A 16,238-nucleotide genomic window follows, 5' to 3' on the forward strand; every position below is an offset into this window, starting at 1 on the left:
AATCAGCTGCCTATTTTCAAAATGCTAGAGTAGGGGAATGCTGATTAAGCCACTTGAGACGATACCGCTAGGCGTTGTGATTGAAAAGCTCACGATAGTCTCTGTTGCAGGTTCAGTCCCTAGCAAATCATTTTCAATGGCAAACTGCAAAATATTCCCTCCAAACAGTGAATTATTATTAGCATCCTTAAAACTAATATTTGCATCAAGTTGCGCTTGGCTAATCGCTATATTGGTACCCAGGGTGTTACCAACCACAAATGAAGTGGTACCAGATATAGTGCCTTTACTTGAATTAATGCTCACTGAAGTGCCTTGCGGCATAGTTTGCAGTGCTGAATCAGAAAAATAAAGTTGGAAGGTGCGTGTTGAATTACGTGCAACTGCGGAGGGAGTACCGACTGCGTTTTCTCCAGCATAGTTACTGATCAAGGGGTTTGTGACGGTGGTATCATATAATGACCAAAGGCTTTGCGATGAAGCCATGATCATTTTTATTGCTTTACGGACATTGATTGAACGGCTAATAGTCGGACCACACTTTAATGTACTCGTGCATTGAGGGCCATTAAACTTACCATCTTGTGGTGTATAATTACTGTCATCTTGATCGATTAAGCTGTCTCGCTCAAAGTCTAAAAATAATTCACCCGGATCACGTACTAAATTTTCATTATCGTCTCGCCATGCTTCAGGCATATCAATAAACCCTGATGATTGATACTGCGCTCTTCCAAAGCCGCTAGCTACTTGATTATTTAAGATTGGCTCCCCGTCGGCATTATCAAATACGTTATTGCCATTGGTATCAAAAAATGTTTCGTGACCTATTGCTGTAGCAAGAATGGTAATGCGATGGTTGTAAACTTTAGGCTCGGCACTACGCCATGTCACTGCGCAGCTACCATTGGTCGTTGTACAAGACGGCGTAATTTGCCCTCCTTCAGTGGTAAAGTTTACGGTTGTACCATCGGGGACAGGATTGTTAAAGCTATCCGCTAACCAAGCTGTAATAGGTACTTCAATTCCGTTGATATTGTTAGCTTCTGGGTTAATGACCTCTGTAGCAAGGGTCATACTATTTTGGTCGGCAAGGCCTGTATTGACAGATAGTAAATCAGATTGCGTTTGAATTAACGCGTCAGCGTTTGTTTTCGCCGATGCAGTCACCCGTACAACGGTAGGTACATTGCCAGCTGTGACTTTGGTGCCAACTTCGCCTTTTGAGTTTGTATAAGCGACAATCGGGTTTAGAGTAAGGCCTCCTAAATCGCTGTCGAGCTCAAAGGAAACTTCTTGCTGAGCAAGTGGATTACCCAGCGCGCCCTTAACTAAAAAGCTTAGCGTGGAAATTTCTTGCTTGCCTTGGCCTCCAGTTCCTTTTAAGACGATAGATTCGGGCTCAGCAGCGATAAACTCAATGGCACCGAGTTCTTCAGCCTGTAAGTTAATTGTTTGAGCCAAGGTGATGGTTTCGCCATTGCCATTAATAGTAGCGATGATTTGATCTTGGTTTCCCAGGCTTCCAGCACAGCTAATATCTTCATATGTTGCACTCGCTTCACCATTGATGGTGAGCACCTGTTGATCTATATTAGCTTGTTCATTGGTGACGCAGTTTGAGCTAAATGAAATGGCTGTCGGACTACTTAAACGTTGACCATTTTCATCCACCAAAGCAACCTTCAACCCTAATGTCCCACCAGCACTTAATAACACACTATTATCGGGTTGCTTCTCGAGCGTTAAACCGATTTGGTTAGGGATGAAAGTGTTTGTATTATCAAAATAGCCAGCTTGGATTTGCGGTTGGTCTACCACATCGCGATCAAGTATTTGGTAATTAAACTGCTGAGTTACACTGCTATCGTCATTAGGATCAAATGTGACCGTTAATGAAGCTGCGCCCACTGTATTGTCGACTGCAGCCGTAAGCTCGATAGTGGTTAAGCCTTGTTGATCGGTTAAGCCAGTGGTAGCCGAAAGTGTTCCGAGTTCAGCCGAGAATGCGACGATTTCATTTTCAATCGGATCATTACTGGCATCGGTGAGCTTTGCTTGTACCTTAACTGTTTCGCCCTGTTTGAAGCGATTGTTGGCACTACCATCTTTAAACATCGAGACGGCTAGTTGCGGTAGCTGCGATCCGACGGTCTCATTATTTATAAACTCATAATCTGTACTCGCAGTGATGGATTGGCTTGTTGCACTGATGGTTGCAGCGCCTACATTCGCTAAATCACTGTCGAGAAAGACTTGGGCGACTCCGTTGTCATCACTGAGTTTAGAGGGCTGGCGGAGTGTGCCCAAAGGAGTTGAAAAAGAAACGGAAGAAGCGCTGACGGGTTCGCCATTCTTATTCAAAAGTGCTTGAATACACACTGTTTCACCAGCTTTGAAACTTGGAGTCGTCACCGCTAAACAGTTTTCATCCAGTACATTGACTGTGATACTAATAGGGGCATCTGGATCGGGAGGGATGACTTCGTCATTTTTACCAGATGAACCATTGCAAGCGGTTAAAAAGCAAATAGTTAGTAAGCTCAGTGAGTGTCGTATATCAAGCATGAATATTCCTTAGTCGAGAATATACTCTTTTAAATATTGAAATAGCTCGCGATAACCTTTGGCAGGTTTTCCTAATTCTTGTTCTTTTTTGGCTTGTCGAACAAGTTGACGCAGCTTTTGTCTGTCTAAGCTACCATATTCGGCAAGTAACTCATTAATTTTTTTGTCACCTTGTTCAATCACTTGGTCGCGGGTGCGCTCCAATTTATGAAATAAAACAGTCGACTCTTTCCCCATGTCTAAAATAGCATTGAGGACTTTTTGAATTTCATCAGAGTTTTCAGCTAAGCGTAGTTGTTTGCCAACATAGTTGAGGTGTCGGCGAAACGCTTCAGTTTTAGTGTTGAGTTTGTCGGCTAAAATCAGTGCTTCTTTTAAATCTTCATTTAAAGGCAGTTTGTCACGTTGTTTCTTATTCAGTTTACATATTTTCCCTGCTAAGTCGTGCATCTCTTGCGCTTCGCGCTTTAGCTCGCTCTTTGAGATGTAAATAATTTCTTCTTCAGGTATTTTTTTGCCTTTTTTTGCCATGATGATGCCAAAGCTCGCTTTTGATAAATATATTAATAATCTTGTGATTATATCAATAGCTTGGTTTTAATGCTCATAGATAGTGTTTTTTCTTTTATCAAAAGCGAAATAAGGCTTTTTCGGTATTTTTATTGTGTAAATTTTTCAGTGAATTCTCTATAAAGTAGGCTCAAGTGCTGAGCCTTATGATATCCTTAAATTAATTTAAACCTTCGAGTAGAGTTCATGAATTCACCCCGTGAAGAGACTGTTTATAATCAAATTACACAAATAAAAGCAGCAGTTGAGCAAGCTTTAGGCGAGGCCAAGGCATTGGGTGCAACGACAGCTGAAGCTGCAATGTCTAGCACGTCAGGTTTGTCTGTGACCACCCGTTTGGGGGAAGTTGAAACGATTGAGTTTAATCAGGACGGGGCACTAGGGATCAGTGTGTATGTTGGTAATAAAAAAGGCTCAGCATCGACAGCAGATTTAAGTCCTGACGCACTTCAGTCTGTGGTTAAAAAGGCGATTGAAATTGCTAAATACACCTCAGAAGATCCTTGTAATGGTATTGCAGACAAAGCGTTACTTGAGTTTAACCCACCTGATTTAGACTTATTCCATCCTTGGGATGTGTCCCCAGATGAAGGGATTGCTTTGTGCCAGCAGGCCGAAGATGCCGCATTAAATTATGATGCGCGTATTATTAACTCTGATGGTGCTAGTTTTAGTTCTCACCAAGGTTTACGGATTTATGGCAATAGTCATGGCTTAATCGCTGGTTTTCCGCGTACACGTCATAGCATTAGTTGCATGGTCATTGGTCAAGATGGTGAAATTATGGAGCGTGAGTCTGCGTATACGCTCTCGCGCCTGCAAAGTGGCCTTAAATCAGCTCAATCAGTTGGTATTGAAGCCGCAAGTGAAACGCTCGCTAAGTTAAATAGTCGCAAAATTGCTACAGGTAAGTATCCGGTAATTTTCAGAGCGGATATCGCAAGTTCGTTATTTAGTCATTTAGTTGCTGGTATTGGCGGAGGTGCACTGTACCGTAAATCGAGTTTTCTTTTAGATACTTTAGGTCAGCCAATATTCAGTGATGTAGTTAATGTGGTTGAGCGACCTCATATTTTGCAAGGTCTGGCATCGTCGCCTTTTGATAGTGAAGGGGTGAAAACTCAAGACCGCACAATTATTGACAATGGTGTATTACAAACATACTTATTAGGCACGTACGCTTCTCGTAAACTCAATATGACAGCGACAGGTCATGCGGGGGGGATTCATAATTGGTTAGTCAGTGAGACCGAGCCTGATTTAGCCGCGTTACTTGCCACAATGGGCACCGGTTTATTAGTCACAGAACTAATGGGACAAGGGGTTAACACTGTCAATGGTGATTACTCCCGTGGCGCGGCAGGTTTTTGGGTTGAAAATGGTCAAATTCAATACCCAGTGAGTGAAATTACCATTGCAGGCAACTTGAAAGATATGTTTAAAACGATTGCAGGAATTGGTGGTGACTTTGATTTACGTGGCAGTGTAAAAACAGGCTCGATTTTGATAGAGCAAATGCAAGTTGCAGGAAACTAGTTTGTATCAATGAATAAAAGCACCGAAAGGTGCTTTTTTATATGTCGTAATATAAGGCTCTCGGTGATGTGGATATTTATGGAAGCAAAAACCAGGTCGCTGTGCCAAGAAAAGCGAAAATACCCACAATATCAGTGACAGTTGTCAGTACCACTCCACCAGCTAAGGCAGGGTCAATGTTTAATCGTTTTAAAAACAACGGAATACTTGCCCCTGCAATCCCCGCAGCTAACAGATTCATAAACATTGCAAAAGCGATCACACACCCTAAAGTGAAATCCCATTTCCAAAGAGCGACTACGCCGGCTATTAATAGTGCCCAAAGGAGGCCGTTCAAGGCACCAATCGCGAGCTCTTTGCCGAGTAAAAAGCGCTGATTAGCTTGATTGATATGCCCGACAGCCATACCGCGGATCACCAAGGTGAGCGTTTGGCTACCGGCGACGCCACCCATTGAAGGTACAATACCATTGAGAACGGCTAATACAGGTAAAATGTCGAGGGTTGACTCAAAAAAGCTGGCTACAAACGCTGCTAGAAGTGCAGTAATCAAGTTCACTCCTAGCCAAACTGAGCGACGTTTTGTACTTTTCACAACAGGAGCGAAGGTGTCTTCTTCATCATCAAGACCGGCCATACTCATCATGCTATGCTCTGCGTCCTCGCGGATAACATCAACGATATCATCGATGGTAATTCGGCCAAGTAAATGTTCATGTTCATCTACAACAGGTGCTGAAATCCAGTTATGACGTTCAAACAGTTGTGCGACTTCTGATTCATCCATTGTGACAGGAATGGATTCGCAATGATCATTCATCACATTTCGCACAGTGAGATCGGGGCTACGAGTGAGGAGTAAAGCTAATGAAACAGCGCCAATAAAGCAATTATCTTTATCAACAACATACAATTCATCTGTCCCTTCAGGCAATTCACCCTTAAGACGCAAATAGCGTAAAACAACATCTAAAGTGACATCTGGGCGGATGGTCACTGTATCTGTGTTCATTAAGGCGCCGGCTGACTCCTCCGGATAGGAAAGTGCTAACGCAGCTCGCTCACGATCTTGACTGGCCATGGAGCCGATAACTTCTTGATAAATGGTATCGGGGAGACTTCGCAGCATTTCTGCGAGGTCATCATCATCCATATCTTCAGTAGCAGCCGCAATGAGTGCTGGATCCATCTGGGCGATAATACCATTTCGCACATCTTCAGAGAGCTCTTCGAGGATGTCGCCTTGGAGATCGGAGTCGACTAGTTGCCACAGGACTGTTCGGCCTTTATGAGGGGAGGATTCAAGTAATAGGGCAATATCACAAGGTGCCATGTGGGCCAGCATACGCCTGACATGAACAAACATACCGCTATTAAGTGCTCGGGTTATTTCGTGCAATCTTAGCTGGGTGTTGTCTTGTTCAATAGCTTCTGGCATGGCTGCTCTTTATTGTAATAGTGTTGGTGGTAGTCAAACAGATTGATGCTGTGTTGTTTATCGATTAATAGGTTAAAGCAAGTGATTGATTTTGGATAAGTATAGCGTATTAGTTTTCAATTTTCAGTTAGTCTTGCTCGTTAAATTTATCAGCAATTAATGCGCCGATAGCAATTAAAGCTAGCTCAGCATCAGGTCCATCACAAGTGACTTTAACTTCTTTTCCTTGGCTGCTTTCGAGCAACATTAATGCAAGTACGCTGTCCGCTTCGGCGGTTTTAGTATCTTGCTGTAAGGTGATATTAGCGTCAAAGCTCAGTGCCAGTTGAGCTAATGCTGTGGCTGCTCTGGCATGTAAACCTAACTTATTTTGAATCAAAAATGTATCTTCGCAGCGCATCTTATTTCTCTTGCTCACGGTGATGGACTTTTACATTCTTATGGCTGCGACAAAAGCTGTCGGCTAGAGTTTGAGCTAGATAGACTGAACGATGTTGGCCACCTGTGCAACCAATTGCAATGGTCAGATAGCTGCGATTATTACGCTCTAGATGAGGCAACCAAGTTTGTAAAAAGGTTTGGATTTGCCATGTGAATTTTTGCACTATGCTGTGGCTGGCCAAATAGTCTTTAACGGGTTGATCTAAACCATTTAATGGCTTTAACTCTGGCTCCCAGTGTGGGTTTGGCAAAAACCGTGCATCAAACACATAATCTGCATTTTTAGGAATGCCATGTTTAAAGCCAAATGACTCAAACGTGATAATAAGTTGATTGTCTTTTTTGCCTAAAACACGCTCGCGAATGGACTCAGCGAGTTGATGTACGCTTAAATCAGAGGTGTCAATAATGATGTCGGCACGGCTGGCGACAACATCAAGTAGCATTTTCTCTTGTTTGATGGCTGAATCAAGTGGTTGAGCATTGATTGAAAGTGGATGCAGGCGTCTTGTTTCTGAAAAACGTCGGATTAATGTCTGATCGTCACTATCTAGATAAAATAATGATGGTTTGGCAAACTCAGGTAAATATTCGAGAATTTCATTGAACTCTTGTTGCTCTTTGGGCAGGTTACGTACATCAATGCTTACGGCTATTTTATCGTAACTATCTGACACGCTGCGTACTAAAGAGGGCAGTAAATTGACGGGAATATTATCGACAGCATAGTAGCCAAGATCTTCTAAAACTCTTAATGCTACGGATTTTCCCGATCCTGAGCGGCCACTAATAATAATAAGTTGCACGGTACATCTCCTTGATGATTACGCAGCATCGATAATGGCGTAGAGCTCTTCATCGCACGTCGCATTACGTAATTGTTTGCAAAATAGCTTGTCCTTTAGTTTATCAGCAATTGCTGCAAGCGTCTGTAGGTGAGCTTGACATTCATCTTCAGGTACGAGCAGTGCTACAAAAATATCGACAGGTTTATTATCAATCGCATCAAACTCGATAGCTTCTTGATTGACGATTAAAATAGCGAGGCTTTTATCTAATCCTGCGAGTCGACCATGGGGTATTGCGATACCACGCCCTATTCCTGTGCTTCCAAGTTTTTCACGATTTAGAAGTGCGCCAAGAATCTCTTGTTCAGAAAGGTCAGGTCGTTGCTGGTGAGCAAGAGTACTGATGTGCTCTAAAATTCGCTTTTTGCTATGAAAAAGGACTGCAGCTTTGGTGCAGTCCTTTGAAATAAAAGAATTTAGTTTCATGATTAATGGCGTGAAAGTTTCTCTTTGTGTTTAATTACTTGGCGATCTAGTTTATCAATCAAGCCATCGATTGCCGCATACATATCTTGATGCTCTGATGTTGCAAATAATTCACCACCGGTGACATGGAGTGTGGCCTCTGCTTTTTGGACTAGCTTTTCGATATCCAAAATAACGTGCACGTTATTGATATGATCAAAGTGCCTTTCGAGCTTAGCAAATTTGTTAGTGACATAGTCTCTTAATGGCTCGGTGATTTCTACGTGACGACCAGTTAAATTAAGTTGCATAAGCATTTTCCTTCTATTTTACGTCTCAGATCAAACGTTTTCTCTGATTTGACGGGGGGATAGAGAGAGATTCACGATATTTTGCTATCGTGCGTCTCGCCACTTGTATTCCTTGCTCTGCCAATATATCTGCAATTTTACTATCACTCAAAGGTTTAGCCTGATTTTCTGCAGCGATTAGCTTTTTAATTAATGCTCGAATAGCTGTTGATGAGCATTCACCGCCATTTTCTGTACTGACATGGCTTGAAAAGAAAAATTTCAATTCATATATGCCCCGTGGGGTATGCATAAATTTCTGAGTCGTCACACGTGAGATGGTTGACTCATGCATCTCGACCATTTCAGCAACATCATTGAGTACCATAGGTTTCATTGCTTCATCCCCATGCTCAAAAAAGGCTTGTTGTTGCTGAACGATGCAATTAGATACTTTTAAAAGCGTGTCATTTCGGCTTTCTAAACTCTTAATAAACCATTTTGCTTCTTGTAAATGTGAGCGAATAAATTGACTATCTTCGCTGGATTTTACTGAGCGGCTCATAGCGGCATACTGATCATTAACTCTAATCTTAGGCATGCTTTCCGAATTCAGCTCAACTACCCAGCGGCCTTTTATTTTTTTTACTGATACATCAGGTATAACATACTCAGGCTGTTCTGTATTGATGCTGTCAGCGGGTTTAGGATTCAGGCTATGGATGAGTGCCATGACTTCTTTTAGCTCGTTTTCCTTAAGTTTGGTTTTCTTCATTAAGGTTCGATAGTCACGAGAAGCTAAAAGTTCAATATGTTCTTTTACAATGTCTTTTGTTTGTGCCAACCAAGGTGTATTTTTATCAAATTGATTAAGTTGGATCAGTAGGCATTCAGGAAAGTCCCGCGCAGCGATGCCGATAGGATCAAAGACTTGAATACGCTTTAATACTGCCTCGACTTCATCTAGCTCAACCGCTAAACCATCACTGCCTTCGCCAATACTGTCACAAATGTCTTCGGTTGATAAGGTTAAGTAACCTTGTTCATTGATGGCTTCGACAATAGCCGTGGCGATGGCTTCATCTGTGGGGCTAAATGGTGTCAATCGCAGCTGCCACATTAGATAATCTTGTAATGACTCAGAGGTGCTACCCTGATAAAGGGTGTCATTATCGGGTGCTGGGCCTGAGGACGAAGTCGATGGTCCTGCGCTGACATATTCATCCCAGCCAACATCCATAGGAAGTTCGTCAGTGAGGGAATCTTTATTGAGTGCATCTGATGACTCTATTTCAACTTCAGCGGTATGCTCGTGATCGTCAGTGGATTCTTTTTGGGAGTCGTTGGCATCGTTGTTATTATCATTGCCATATTCTGCTTCTTCAACTTCAAGCAGCGGGTTGCTATCAAGTGCCTCTTGAATTTCTTGTTGTAAATCTAAAGTACTCAGTTGCAGCAAGCGAATTGCCTGCTGTAACTGTGGGGTCATTGTAAGTTGTTGCCCAAGACGAAGTTGTAATGATTGCCTCATTTACGTCTAACAATCCTTTTGGTTATTAAAATAAATGGCACTTAGTTATGAAGTTAATTAACTATAGCTTGAATTGTTCACCTAGGTAAACATCACGTACTTTTTGATCTTCAAGTACCTCTTTAGGTGTGCCTGTTGCGATTAGTTCGCCATGTGAAACTATGTAAGCAGTTTCACAAACATCTAAAGTTTCCCTTACGTTATGGTCAGTTATCAACACACCAATGCCACGGTTTTTTAAGTGGCGAATTATTTTTTTTATATCTATCACTGATATTGGATCAACACCAGCAAAAGGCTCATCAAGCAAGATAAATTTAGGGTTTGCGGCTAACGCACGAGCAATTTCTACACGACGGCGTTCACCACCCGATAAAGCCATGCCTTGGCTATCTCGAATATGACAGATATTAAATTCTTCTAGTAGATTATCGAGTTGCTCTTCTCGCTGCGCTTTTTTGAGTTCTTTGCGTGTTTCTAGAATAGCCATAATGTTTTGATAAACAGTTAACTTTCTGAAAATAGAGGACTCTTGTGGCAAATAACCTATGCCCATTCTGGCTCGGCTATGCATGGGAAGTAAAGTGATATCTTCCTCATCAATGGTAATCAAGCCTTTATCACTAGGGACCAAACCAACGATCATATAAAATGTGGTGGTTTTTCCTGCTCCATTAGGGCCAAGTAATCCAACAATGCTGCCAGCTTTTACGCTCAGTCCTACGTTTTTGACCACTTGGCGGCCATTATAACTTTTGGCAAGTTGTTTGGCGTTGAGTGTGGTCATTTTTTGTCCTTTTCAGATGGCGTTAAAATGGTTCGCACGCGCTGTGTGGAGTTTTCGTCTTTAATCGCACTGATTAGCTGTTGCTTAATATCGTAGGTGATTTTCTCGGCACTCATTTTTTGGCCACTTTGAGTGATGGTGGCTTTACCTGAAATTAACAGGATTTCAGTTGCGACATCATAGCTGATTTCATTTGCGCTGGCCGTGATCACTGTACCATCTAGCAGTGTTTCAGAGTAAGATGCTGGGTTACCTTTAGCGACAAGTAGCTGCTTATTTTCACCTAACTCAGCTCTACGGTAAGCTTCTAAAAACTCAGCCTTAATTTTTCGTTTGTCATGCGTAATTTCAACGTTTTTTTCAAAAATGATCACGTTGCGTTTTATATCTGCTTTTTGGTTGTCCGCATCAATGATTACCTTTGAATTAGGTTGTGCTGCCTGAGCAAGCATGCTTGATCCAATTAACGTAAGCATGAATAAAATTTTATTGGTCATAATAAATGGTCTGTGTGTGGTTAATGAGTTCAATAACTTCGGTTTCAAAGTTAGCAATTAGTCCTTTACCTTTAATTAAGATATTTGGCCCTGTGATTATTACTGGCCGCTCTGAATTCATGGTCGATTGGTTAATATCCACCTCAAAGTAATCGGCTTGGATCGTTTGTAGCATTGCGGTTTTATCTAAGTTAATGGCTTCAACACTCCCTTCTAATATGAGCTTTTTACTGTCATACAGCGTGGCTTCAGAGGCATTGATTGTCCATGTTCCTTTATCTGAATATAGAGTGAAAATAGGAGCACTAAAGTGAGTGAATCCTAACTCTTGGTATTGCTCCATTTTTGTCGCTGCAACTTTATGACTAATCTTTCCATTAACATCGAAAACGGTTTGTTTAAGTTCAGTGGCAATGTAATCAGGTGTGGCAACTAATGCTTTTTTGTGGGTGTGCTTTTGTTGCGGCTGAGTAAAATAGGGGTACCAAAGCCACGTCATTAGGACTAAAAATAAGGCGCTAATGATTAGGCGAGCCAAATTCATGCGCTGGTTCCTTGTACGCCCAAGCTTGACCCTTGACTAAGCATCAATAAATCGGTGAGTTCTCTTACTGCTCCAAAGCCACCAGGAAGTAAAGTCGTGTAGTCGGATTGGCGCTTTACCAATGGATGGGCATCTTGAACGGCAACAGAAAAACCAACTTTTTCCATGACTGGCAGATCGGGACTATCGTCGCCTATATAGGCAATTTGGTTGTCTAGGAGGTTTAGCTGTACTTTCAAGTCTTCATAAGCAACGATTTTGTCTTCCTGACCTTGGTAAATATAAGGAACGGTGAGGCTCTTCATACGCTGTTCGACAATTGCTGATCGTCTGCCTGTAATAACGGCTACCGCAACACCGCTGTTTATGAGTGATTTAATGCCAAAACCATCTTTGGTATTGAACGCTTTGAGTTCCTCCCCTTGATTACCAAGGTAAATACGGCCATCAGAAAAAACACCATCGATGTCACAAATTAGTAATTTAATTTGAGCCGCTTTATTTGCAATCTCAGAGCTAATTGGTTGATATAATTGGTCAAAAGTCATTAAATTACCCCTGCTTTAAGGAGGTCTTGCATATTGAAGGCGCCAATGGGGTGATTTGTTTCGTCAACGACTAATAAACCATTGATGCGTTTTTTTTCAAGGATATTGAGTGCTTCTGCAGCAAGTATATCTTGCGTTACTGTGGAGCACTGCTTAGTCATAACACTTGAAATTTCAGTGGTATGGATATCTATTCGTTGTTCTAAAATACGGCGTAAGTCACCATCGGTAAACAATCCTGCCAGTTCGCCTCTCGCATTAACTACGGCGGTCATGCCGAGCCCTTTGGCTGAGATTTCCAGTAACGCATTACGGATAATATCCTGTTCATTAACAATCGGCAGGCTGTCACCGGCATGCATAATATCTTTGACTGTAAGCAGCAGGCGTCGGCCTAAGCTGCCACCAGGGTGTGAAAGTGCGAAGTCATCAGCAGTAAAACCTCGGGCTTCGAGCAGTGCTACGGCAAGGGCATCCCCCATTACTAAAGTCGCGGTGGTGCTCGCAGTCGGTGCTAAACCTAGCGGGCACGCTTCTTGTTCAACTTTGATACAAATATGGACGTTTGCGAGCTTTGCTAATGAAGAAGTCTGATTACCTGTCATAGCTATCATTTTAGCTCCCAATCGCTTAATAACGGGGACGATACTGAGGATTTCGTTGGTTTCACCTGAATTTGAAATTAGCAAAACGACATCTTCTTTGGTGATCATCCCTAAATCACCGTGACTGGCTTCTCCTGGATGAACAAAAAACGCAGGGCTACCTGTGCTGGCAAGGGTTGCTGCAATTTTATTTCCAATATGACCCGACTTGCCCATACCAACTACGATGATTCGACCCCTACATTTAAACATTAGCTCGCATGCGAGATCGAAGTCTGGATTAAGATATTGTACAAGTTGCTCAATTGCTTGTTGTTCAATTTTTAATACTCGCTTGGCGCAAGCGATGAATTCTGAAGCCATAATTGAGAACCTTTATGCTACTTGAGAGAAAATAAAGTATTGATAAGCGGCAAAACTGATCACAAGTATTCCGCCTTCTGCGCGATTAATGCGGCGAGTACCGCGGATGCTTAGGCTCATTGCCACGAGTGCAAAGGTCGCCAAAAGCATAATTATGGCATCTCGATTGGCTGCTGCAGGGTCTATAACGGATGGGTTAATAATACCTGCCAATGATAGTACAGCTAAAATATTGAAAATGTTTGAGCCAATGATATTACCTAAAGCGAGATCATCTTCTCCCTTTAAAATACCTGCAATACAAGCGGCTAATTCAGGCAAACTCGTACCAATCGCAATAATGGTTAAGCCGATCACTAAATCACTTAAGCCAAAATATTTTGCAATATCAACCGCTGATTCGACTAAAAAATGAGAGCTAATAGGTAACAAGATAATCCCAACAATTAACCAAGTAATAGCTGTTACATTACTAACATCTTGAGGGACATCTTCACATGCCTCAGCAACAAGAGGATCGTCAATCTCGCTTTGGCGGGTAGAAATGAAAATCAAGCCGCCAATAAAAATAATGAACGCGATTAACAGCGAATAGCCTTCAAGCATTGAAAAATAATTGTCAGAAAAAATATACCAAGCTGCGACAGAGACTAAAATCAGTATCGGCATTTCTCGTTTGAGAATACCAGATGAGACGTTTAAAGGTTTGAGTATCGCAGTAAGACCTAAAACCAGTAAAATGTTTGTAATATTCGATCCGACAGCATTGCCGACTGCCGTATCTGTTTTTCCTGCGAGTGCAGCAGAGGCGGATACCATCATTTCTGGCGCTGACGACCCCATCGCCACAATTGTTAAACCAACAATAAGAGTAGGAACACCAAAATTTTTAGCTAGTGCAGCAGCGCCAAAAACAAAGCGGTCAGCGCTCCAAACAAGGGCTGCAAAACCACACACTAAAATGACAAAAGACAGCAACATTATTAAAACCAAATAAGAAATTTCTGATCGCGAATACTAACAAAGACCGTACTAAATGTATAAAAAAATACTAGTATCACAGCGGTTTATTACAAATTTTTACGTTTTAATTTATCCTTTTGCAGTCGAAAAAGCATAAAATAACTTACTACTTAACAGATTCGGAGTATGGCTTGTCAAACAACTTGGTTGAAATCAAAGGGTTATCCTTTTCTAGAGGCGAGCGTTTGATTTATAAGAATATGAGTTTTTCTGTACCTAAAGGCAAGATCACTGCGATTATGGGCCCAAGTGGAATCGGTAAAACAACTATGCTTCGTTTGATTGGTGGCCAGCTTAAACCGGATGCAGGTGATATTCTGTTTCAAAATCAGAGTATTCCAAAAATGTCCCGTAAGGAGCTGTATCAAGCTCGGAAAAAAATGAGCATGCTTTTTCAAAGCGGTGCTCTATTCACCGATATGTCAGTATTCGATAATATTGCCTTTCCTATTCGGGAGCACACCAACTTAAGTGAAGAATTAATACGTATCATTGTTTTAATGAAGTTAGAAGCTGTGGGTTTGCGCGGCGCCAAGGATCTGATGCCATCAGAATTATCTGGTGGTATGGCCAGAAGAGCCGCTTTGGCTCGTGCTATTGCGCTCGACCCTGAATTGATTATGTATGATGAACCTTTTGCCGGACAAGACCCAATTTCAATGGGGGTGCTTGTTAAATTGATTAAATCACTCAACGAAGTGTTAGGTATCACCTCGTTGGTGGTGACTCACGATGTGACTGAGGTCATGAGTATTGCCGACCATGTTGTAATTGTGGCAGACAAAGGAGTGATAGGTGAAGGCTCACCTGAAGCAATGCGTAATCATGAATCCGCATTGGTACAACAATTTCTGGGAGGGCTCAGTGATGGTCCTGTTCCATTTCACTTTGAAGCTCAGCCATTTATCAGTGAATTGTTGTCAGGAGAGCAAGCATGATTAACTTCTGGCAAGGTTTAGGCCGACAAACTCTCGATCGTTTTGCTGCTATTGGTCAGGCTTTGATGATGCTGATAGGTGCATTATTCAGTGTACCAAATGTTAAAAAAGGGACACCATTACTTATAAAGCAACTTTATATGGTTGGGTTTTTGTCACTGATTATCATTGTTGTTTCGGGTCTGTTTATCGGAATGGTACTTGCTTTACAAGGCTATACTGTATTAGTTGATTATGGTGCAGAAGATAGTTTAGGTCCGTTAGTTGCGTTGAGTTTGCTCAGAGAGTTAGGGCCAGTTGTAACAGCTTTATTGTTTGCTGGTCGGGCGGGCAGTGCACTGACCGCTGAAATAGGGTTAATGAAAGCGACTGAGCAACTGACTAGCTTAGAAATGATGGCGATAGACCCATTGAAGCGTATCATAGCTCCGCGTTTTTGGGCTGGTATTATAAGTATGCCTTTACTTGCGTTAATTTTTTCAGCTGTGGCCATTCTCGGGGCGCATATCGTGGGGGTCGATTGGTTGGGAATTGATTCTGGAAGTTTCTGGTCTGTTATGCAAGCGCAAGTCTCTTTTGAGAAGGATGTGCTTAATGGCGTAATCAAAAGTTTAGTCTTTGCTTTTGTTGTGACTTGGATTGCGCTCTATAAAGGGTATTTTTGTGTGCCGACATCTGAAGGAATAAGTAAGGCGACCACAGAAACAGTTGTTCAGTCTTCGTTGGCTGTATTGGGGTTTGATTTTGTTTTGACTGCTGTGATGTTCAGCAGCTAAAGGTAACTAATTTTATGTCACGGAAAATAGAAGTTTTAGTTGGTTTTTTTGTTTCATTAGGTATTTTAGCGCTTTTATTATTAGCGTTAAAGGTGGCTAATGCGGGTATTAGCGGTGGCGGTGAAACATATAGTTTATATGCCAAGTTCGATAATATAGGTTCTTTAAAGGTTCGTTCACCGATTAAGGTGGGTGGTGTGGTTGTTGGCAGAGTCGAAGCAATCAACCTCGATCCAAAAGATTATACCCCAATTGTTCATATGAAAATTGCCAGTGAGTTTAATCAGTTTTCAGAAACAACGTCGGTGAATATTCTGACTTCTGGAATTTTAGGTGAGCAATATTTAGGGCTAAACCCTGGTGTATTGGCTACTGGAAATAGCGACTTTGCCGATGATATCGGTGACTTGTTTGGTCAAGAGAAGCTTCGCACACTCAAAGATGGCGATACCATTACCGATACTAAATCTGCATTGGTACTAGAAGAGTTAATAGGTCAATTCCTTTTCAATCAAGGTGGTGAATAAACC

General features: G+C 41.9%; 18 protein-coding genes. 4 read left to right on the forward strand and 14 right to left on the reverse strand.

What is annotated here, in order from left to right; all coding sequences use genetic code 11:
* Positions 1-24 precede the first annotated feature (24 nt).
* Together AC3KVK_RS01940 and yjgA are read right to left on the reverse strand one after the other, a co-directional pair.
* On the reverse strand, positions 25-2,568 hold the full coding sequence (locus tag AC3KVK_RS01940) for an Ig-like domain-containing protein (protein WP_490311111.1): 2,544 nt from the start codon (positions 2,566-2,568) through the stop codon (positions 25-27).
* Positions 2,569-2,577: 9 nt separating this feature from the next.
* A complete protein-coding gene (gene yjgA, locus AC3KVK_RS01945; protein ID WP_490311236.1) occupies positions 2,578-3,102 on the reverse strand; it encodes a ribosome biogenesis factor YjgA in 525 nt (174 codons plus the stop codon).
* Between the two features lie 222 nt (positions 3,103-3,324).
* Between yjgA and pmbA the strand changes: the two genes are divergently transcribed.
* Entirely contained in the window at positions 3,325-4,674 is a 1,350-nt protein-coding gene (gene pmbA, locus AC3KVK_RS01950) for a metalloprotease PmbA (RefSeq protein ID WP_490311110.1), read from the forward strand.
* Positions 4,675-4,750: 76 nt separating this feature from the next.
* Here the strand turns inward: pmbA and mgtE are convergent, their stop codons facing one another.
* The 12 genes from mgtE to AC3KVK_RS02010 form a co-directional block, all read right to left on the reverse strand.
* Positions 4,751-6,112, reverse strand: coding sequence for a magnesium transporter (mgtE, locus tag AC3KVK_RS01955; RefSeq protein WP_490311109.1), 1,362 nt, complete (start codon positions 6,110-6,112; stop codon positions 4,751-4,753).
* A 127-nt stretch (positions 6,113-6,239) separates the two neighbouring features.
* Positions 6,240-6,512, reverse strand: a complete 273-nt coding sequence (locus AC3KVK_RS01960; RefSeq protein ID WP_490311107.1) for an HPr family phosphocarrier protein — start codon at positions 6,510-6,512, stop codon at positions 6,240-6,242.
* Position 6,513: 1 nt separating this feature from the next.
* On the reverse strand, positions 6,514-7,359 hold the full coding sequence (gene rapZ / locus AC3KVK_RS01965) for an RNase adapter RapZ (RefSeq protein WP_490311106.1): 846 nt from the start codon (positions 7,357-7,359) through the stop codon (positions 6,514-6,516).
* An 18-nt stretch (positions 7,360-7,377) separates the two neighbouring features.
* The gene (gene ptsN, locus AC3KVK_RS01970) at positions 7,378-7,827 is read right to left on the reverse strand and encodes a PTS IIA-like nitrogen regulatory protein PtsN (RefSeq protein WP_490311105.1); all 450 of its coding nucleotides are present in this window, start codon (positions 7,825-7,827) and stop codon (positions 7,378-7,380) included.
* A gap of 2 nt (positions 7,828-7,829) precedes the next feature.
* Complete coding sequence (gene hpf / locus AC3KVK_RS01975; RefSeq protein ID WP_490311104.1) at positions 7,830-8,117, reverse strand: ribosome hibernation promoting factor; 288 nt, start codon at positions 8,115-8,117, stop codon at positions 7,830-7,832.
* A 25-nt stretch (positions 8,118-8,142) separates the two neighbouring features.
* The gene (locus tag AC3KVK_RS01980) at positions 8,143-9,627 is read right to left on the reverse strand and encodes an RNA polymerase factor sigma-54 (RefSeq protein ID WP_490311103.1); all 1,485 of its coding nucleotides are present in this window, start codon (positions 9,625-9,627) and stop codon (positions 8,143-8,145) included.
* A gap of 61 nt (positions 9,628-9,688) precedes the next feature.
* Positions 9,689-10,414, reverse strand: coding sequence for an LPS export ABC transporter ATP-binding protein (gene lptB, locus AC3KVK_RS01985; protein WP_490311102.1), 726 nt, complete (start codon positions 10,412-10,414; stop codon positions 9,689-9,691).
* Positions 10,411-10,911: a lipopolysaccharide transport periplasmic protein LptA gene (gene lptA / locus AC3KVK_RS01990; protein ID WP_490311101.1), complete on the reverse strand. Its 501-nt coding sequence runs from the start codon at positions 10,909-10,911 to the stop codon at positions 10,411-10,413. The genes lptB and lptA overlap by 4 nt, the downstream gene beginning before the upstream one ends.
* Positions 10,901-11,455, reverse strand: a complete 555-nt coding sequence (lptC, locus tag AC3KVK_RS01995) for an LPS export ABC transporter periplasmic protein LptC (RefSeq protein WP_490311100.1) — start codon at positions 11,453-11,455, stop codon at positions 10,901-10,903. The genes lptA and lptC overlap by 11 nt, the downstream gene beginning before the upstream one ends.
* Entirely contained in the window at positions 11,452-12,003 is a 552-nt protein-coding gene (gene kdsC / locus AC3KVK_RS02000; protein ID WP_490311099.1) for a 3-deoxy-manno-octulosonate-8-phosphatase KdsC, read from the reverse strand. The genes lptC and kdsC overlap by 4 nt, the downstream gene beginning before the upstream one ends.
* The gene (locus tag AC3KVK_RS02005) at positions 12,003-12,971 is read right to left on the reverse strand and encodes a KpsF/GutQ family sugar-phosphate isomerase (protein WP_490311098.1); all 969 of its coding nucleotides are present in this window, start codon (positions 12,969-12,971) and stop codon (positions 12,003-12,005) included. The genes kdsC and AC3KVK_RS02005 overlap by 1 nt, the downstream gene beginning before the upstream one ends.
* A gap of 12 nt (positions 12,972-12,983) precedes the next feature.
* Complete coding sequence (locus AC3KVK_RS02010; RefSeq protein ID WP_490311097.1) at positions 12,984-13,952, reverse strand: calcium/sodium antiporter; 969 nt, start codon at positions 13,950-13,952, stop codon at positions 12,984-12,986.
* 173 nt (positions 13,953-14,125) lie between these two features.
* Here AC3KVK_RS02010 and mlaF point away from each other — a divergent pair, with 173 nt between their 5' ends.
* The 3 genes from mlaF to mlaD are packed head-to-tail and all read left to right on the forward strand — an operon-like array spanning position 14,126 to position 16,235.
* A complete protein-coding gene (gene mlaF, locus AC3KVK_RS02015) occupies positions 14,126-14,932 on the forward strand; it encodes a phospholipid ABC transporter ATP-binding protein MlaF (RefSeq protein ID WP_490311096.1) in 807 nt (268 codons plus the stop codon).
* A complete protein-coding gene (gene mlaE, locus AC3KVK_RS02020; protein WP_490311095.1) occupies positions 14,929-15,708 on the forward strand; it encodes a lipid asymmetry maintenance ABC transporter permease subunit MlaE in 780 nt (259 codons plus the stop codon). The genes mlaF and mlaE overlap by 4 nt, the downstream gene beginning before the upstream one ends.
* 14 nt (positions 15,709-15,722) lie before the next feature.
* Complete coding sequence (gene mlaD, locus AC3KVK_RS02025) at positions 15,723-16,235, forward strand: outer membrane lipid asymmetry maintenance protein MlaD (RefSeq protein ID WP_490311094.1); 513 nt, start codon at positions 15,723-15,725, stop codon at positions 16,233-16,235.
* Positions 16,236-16,238 lie beyond the last annotated feature (3 nt).

This window comes from Pseudoalteromonas sp. J2K-J979 (genome assembly GCF_058169715.2).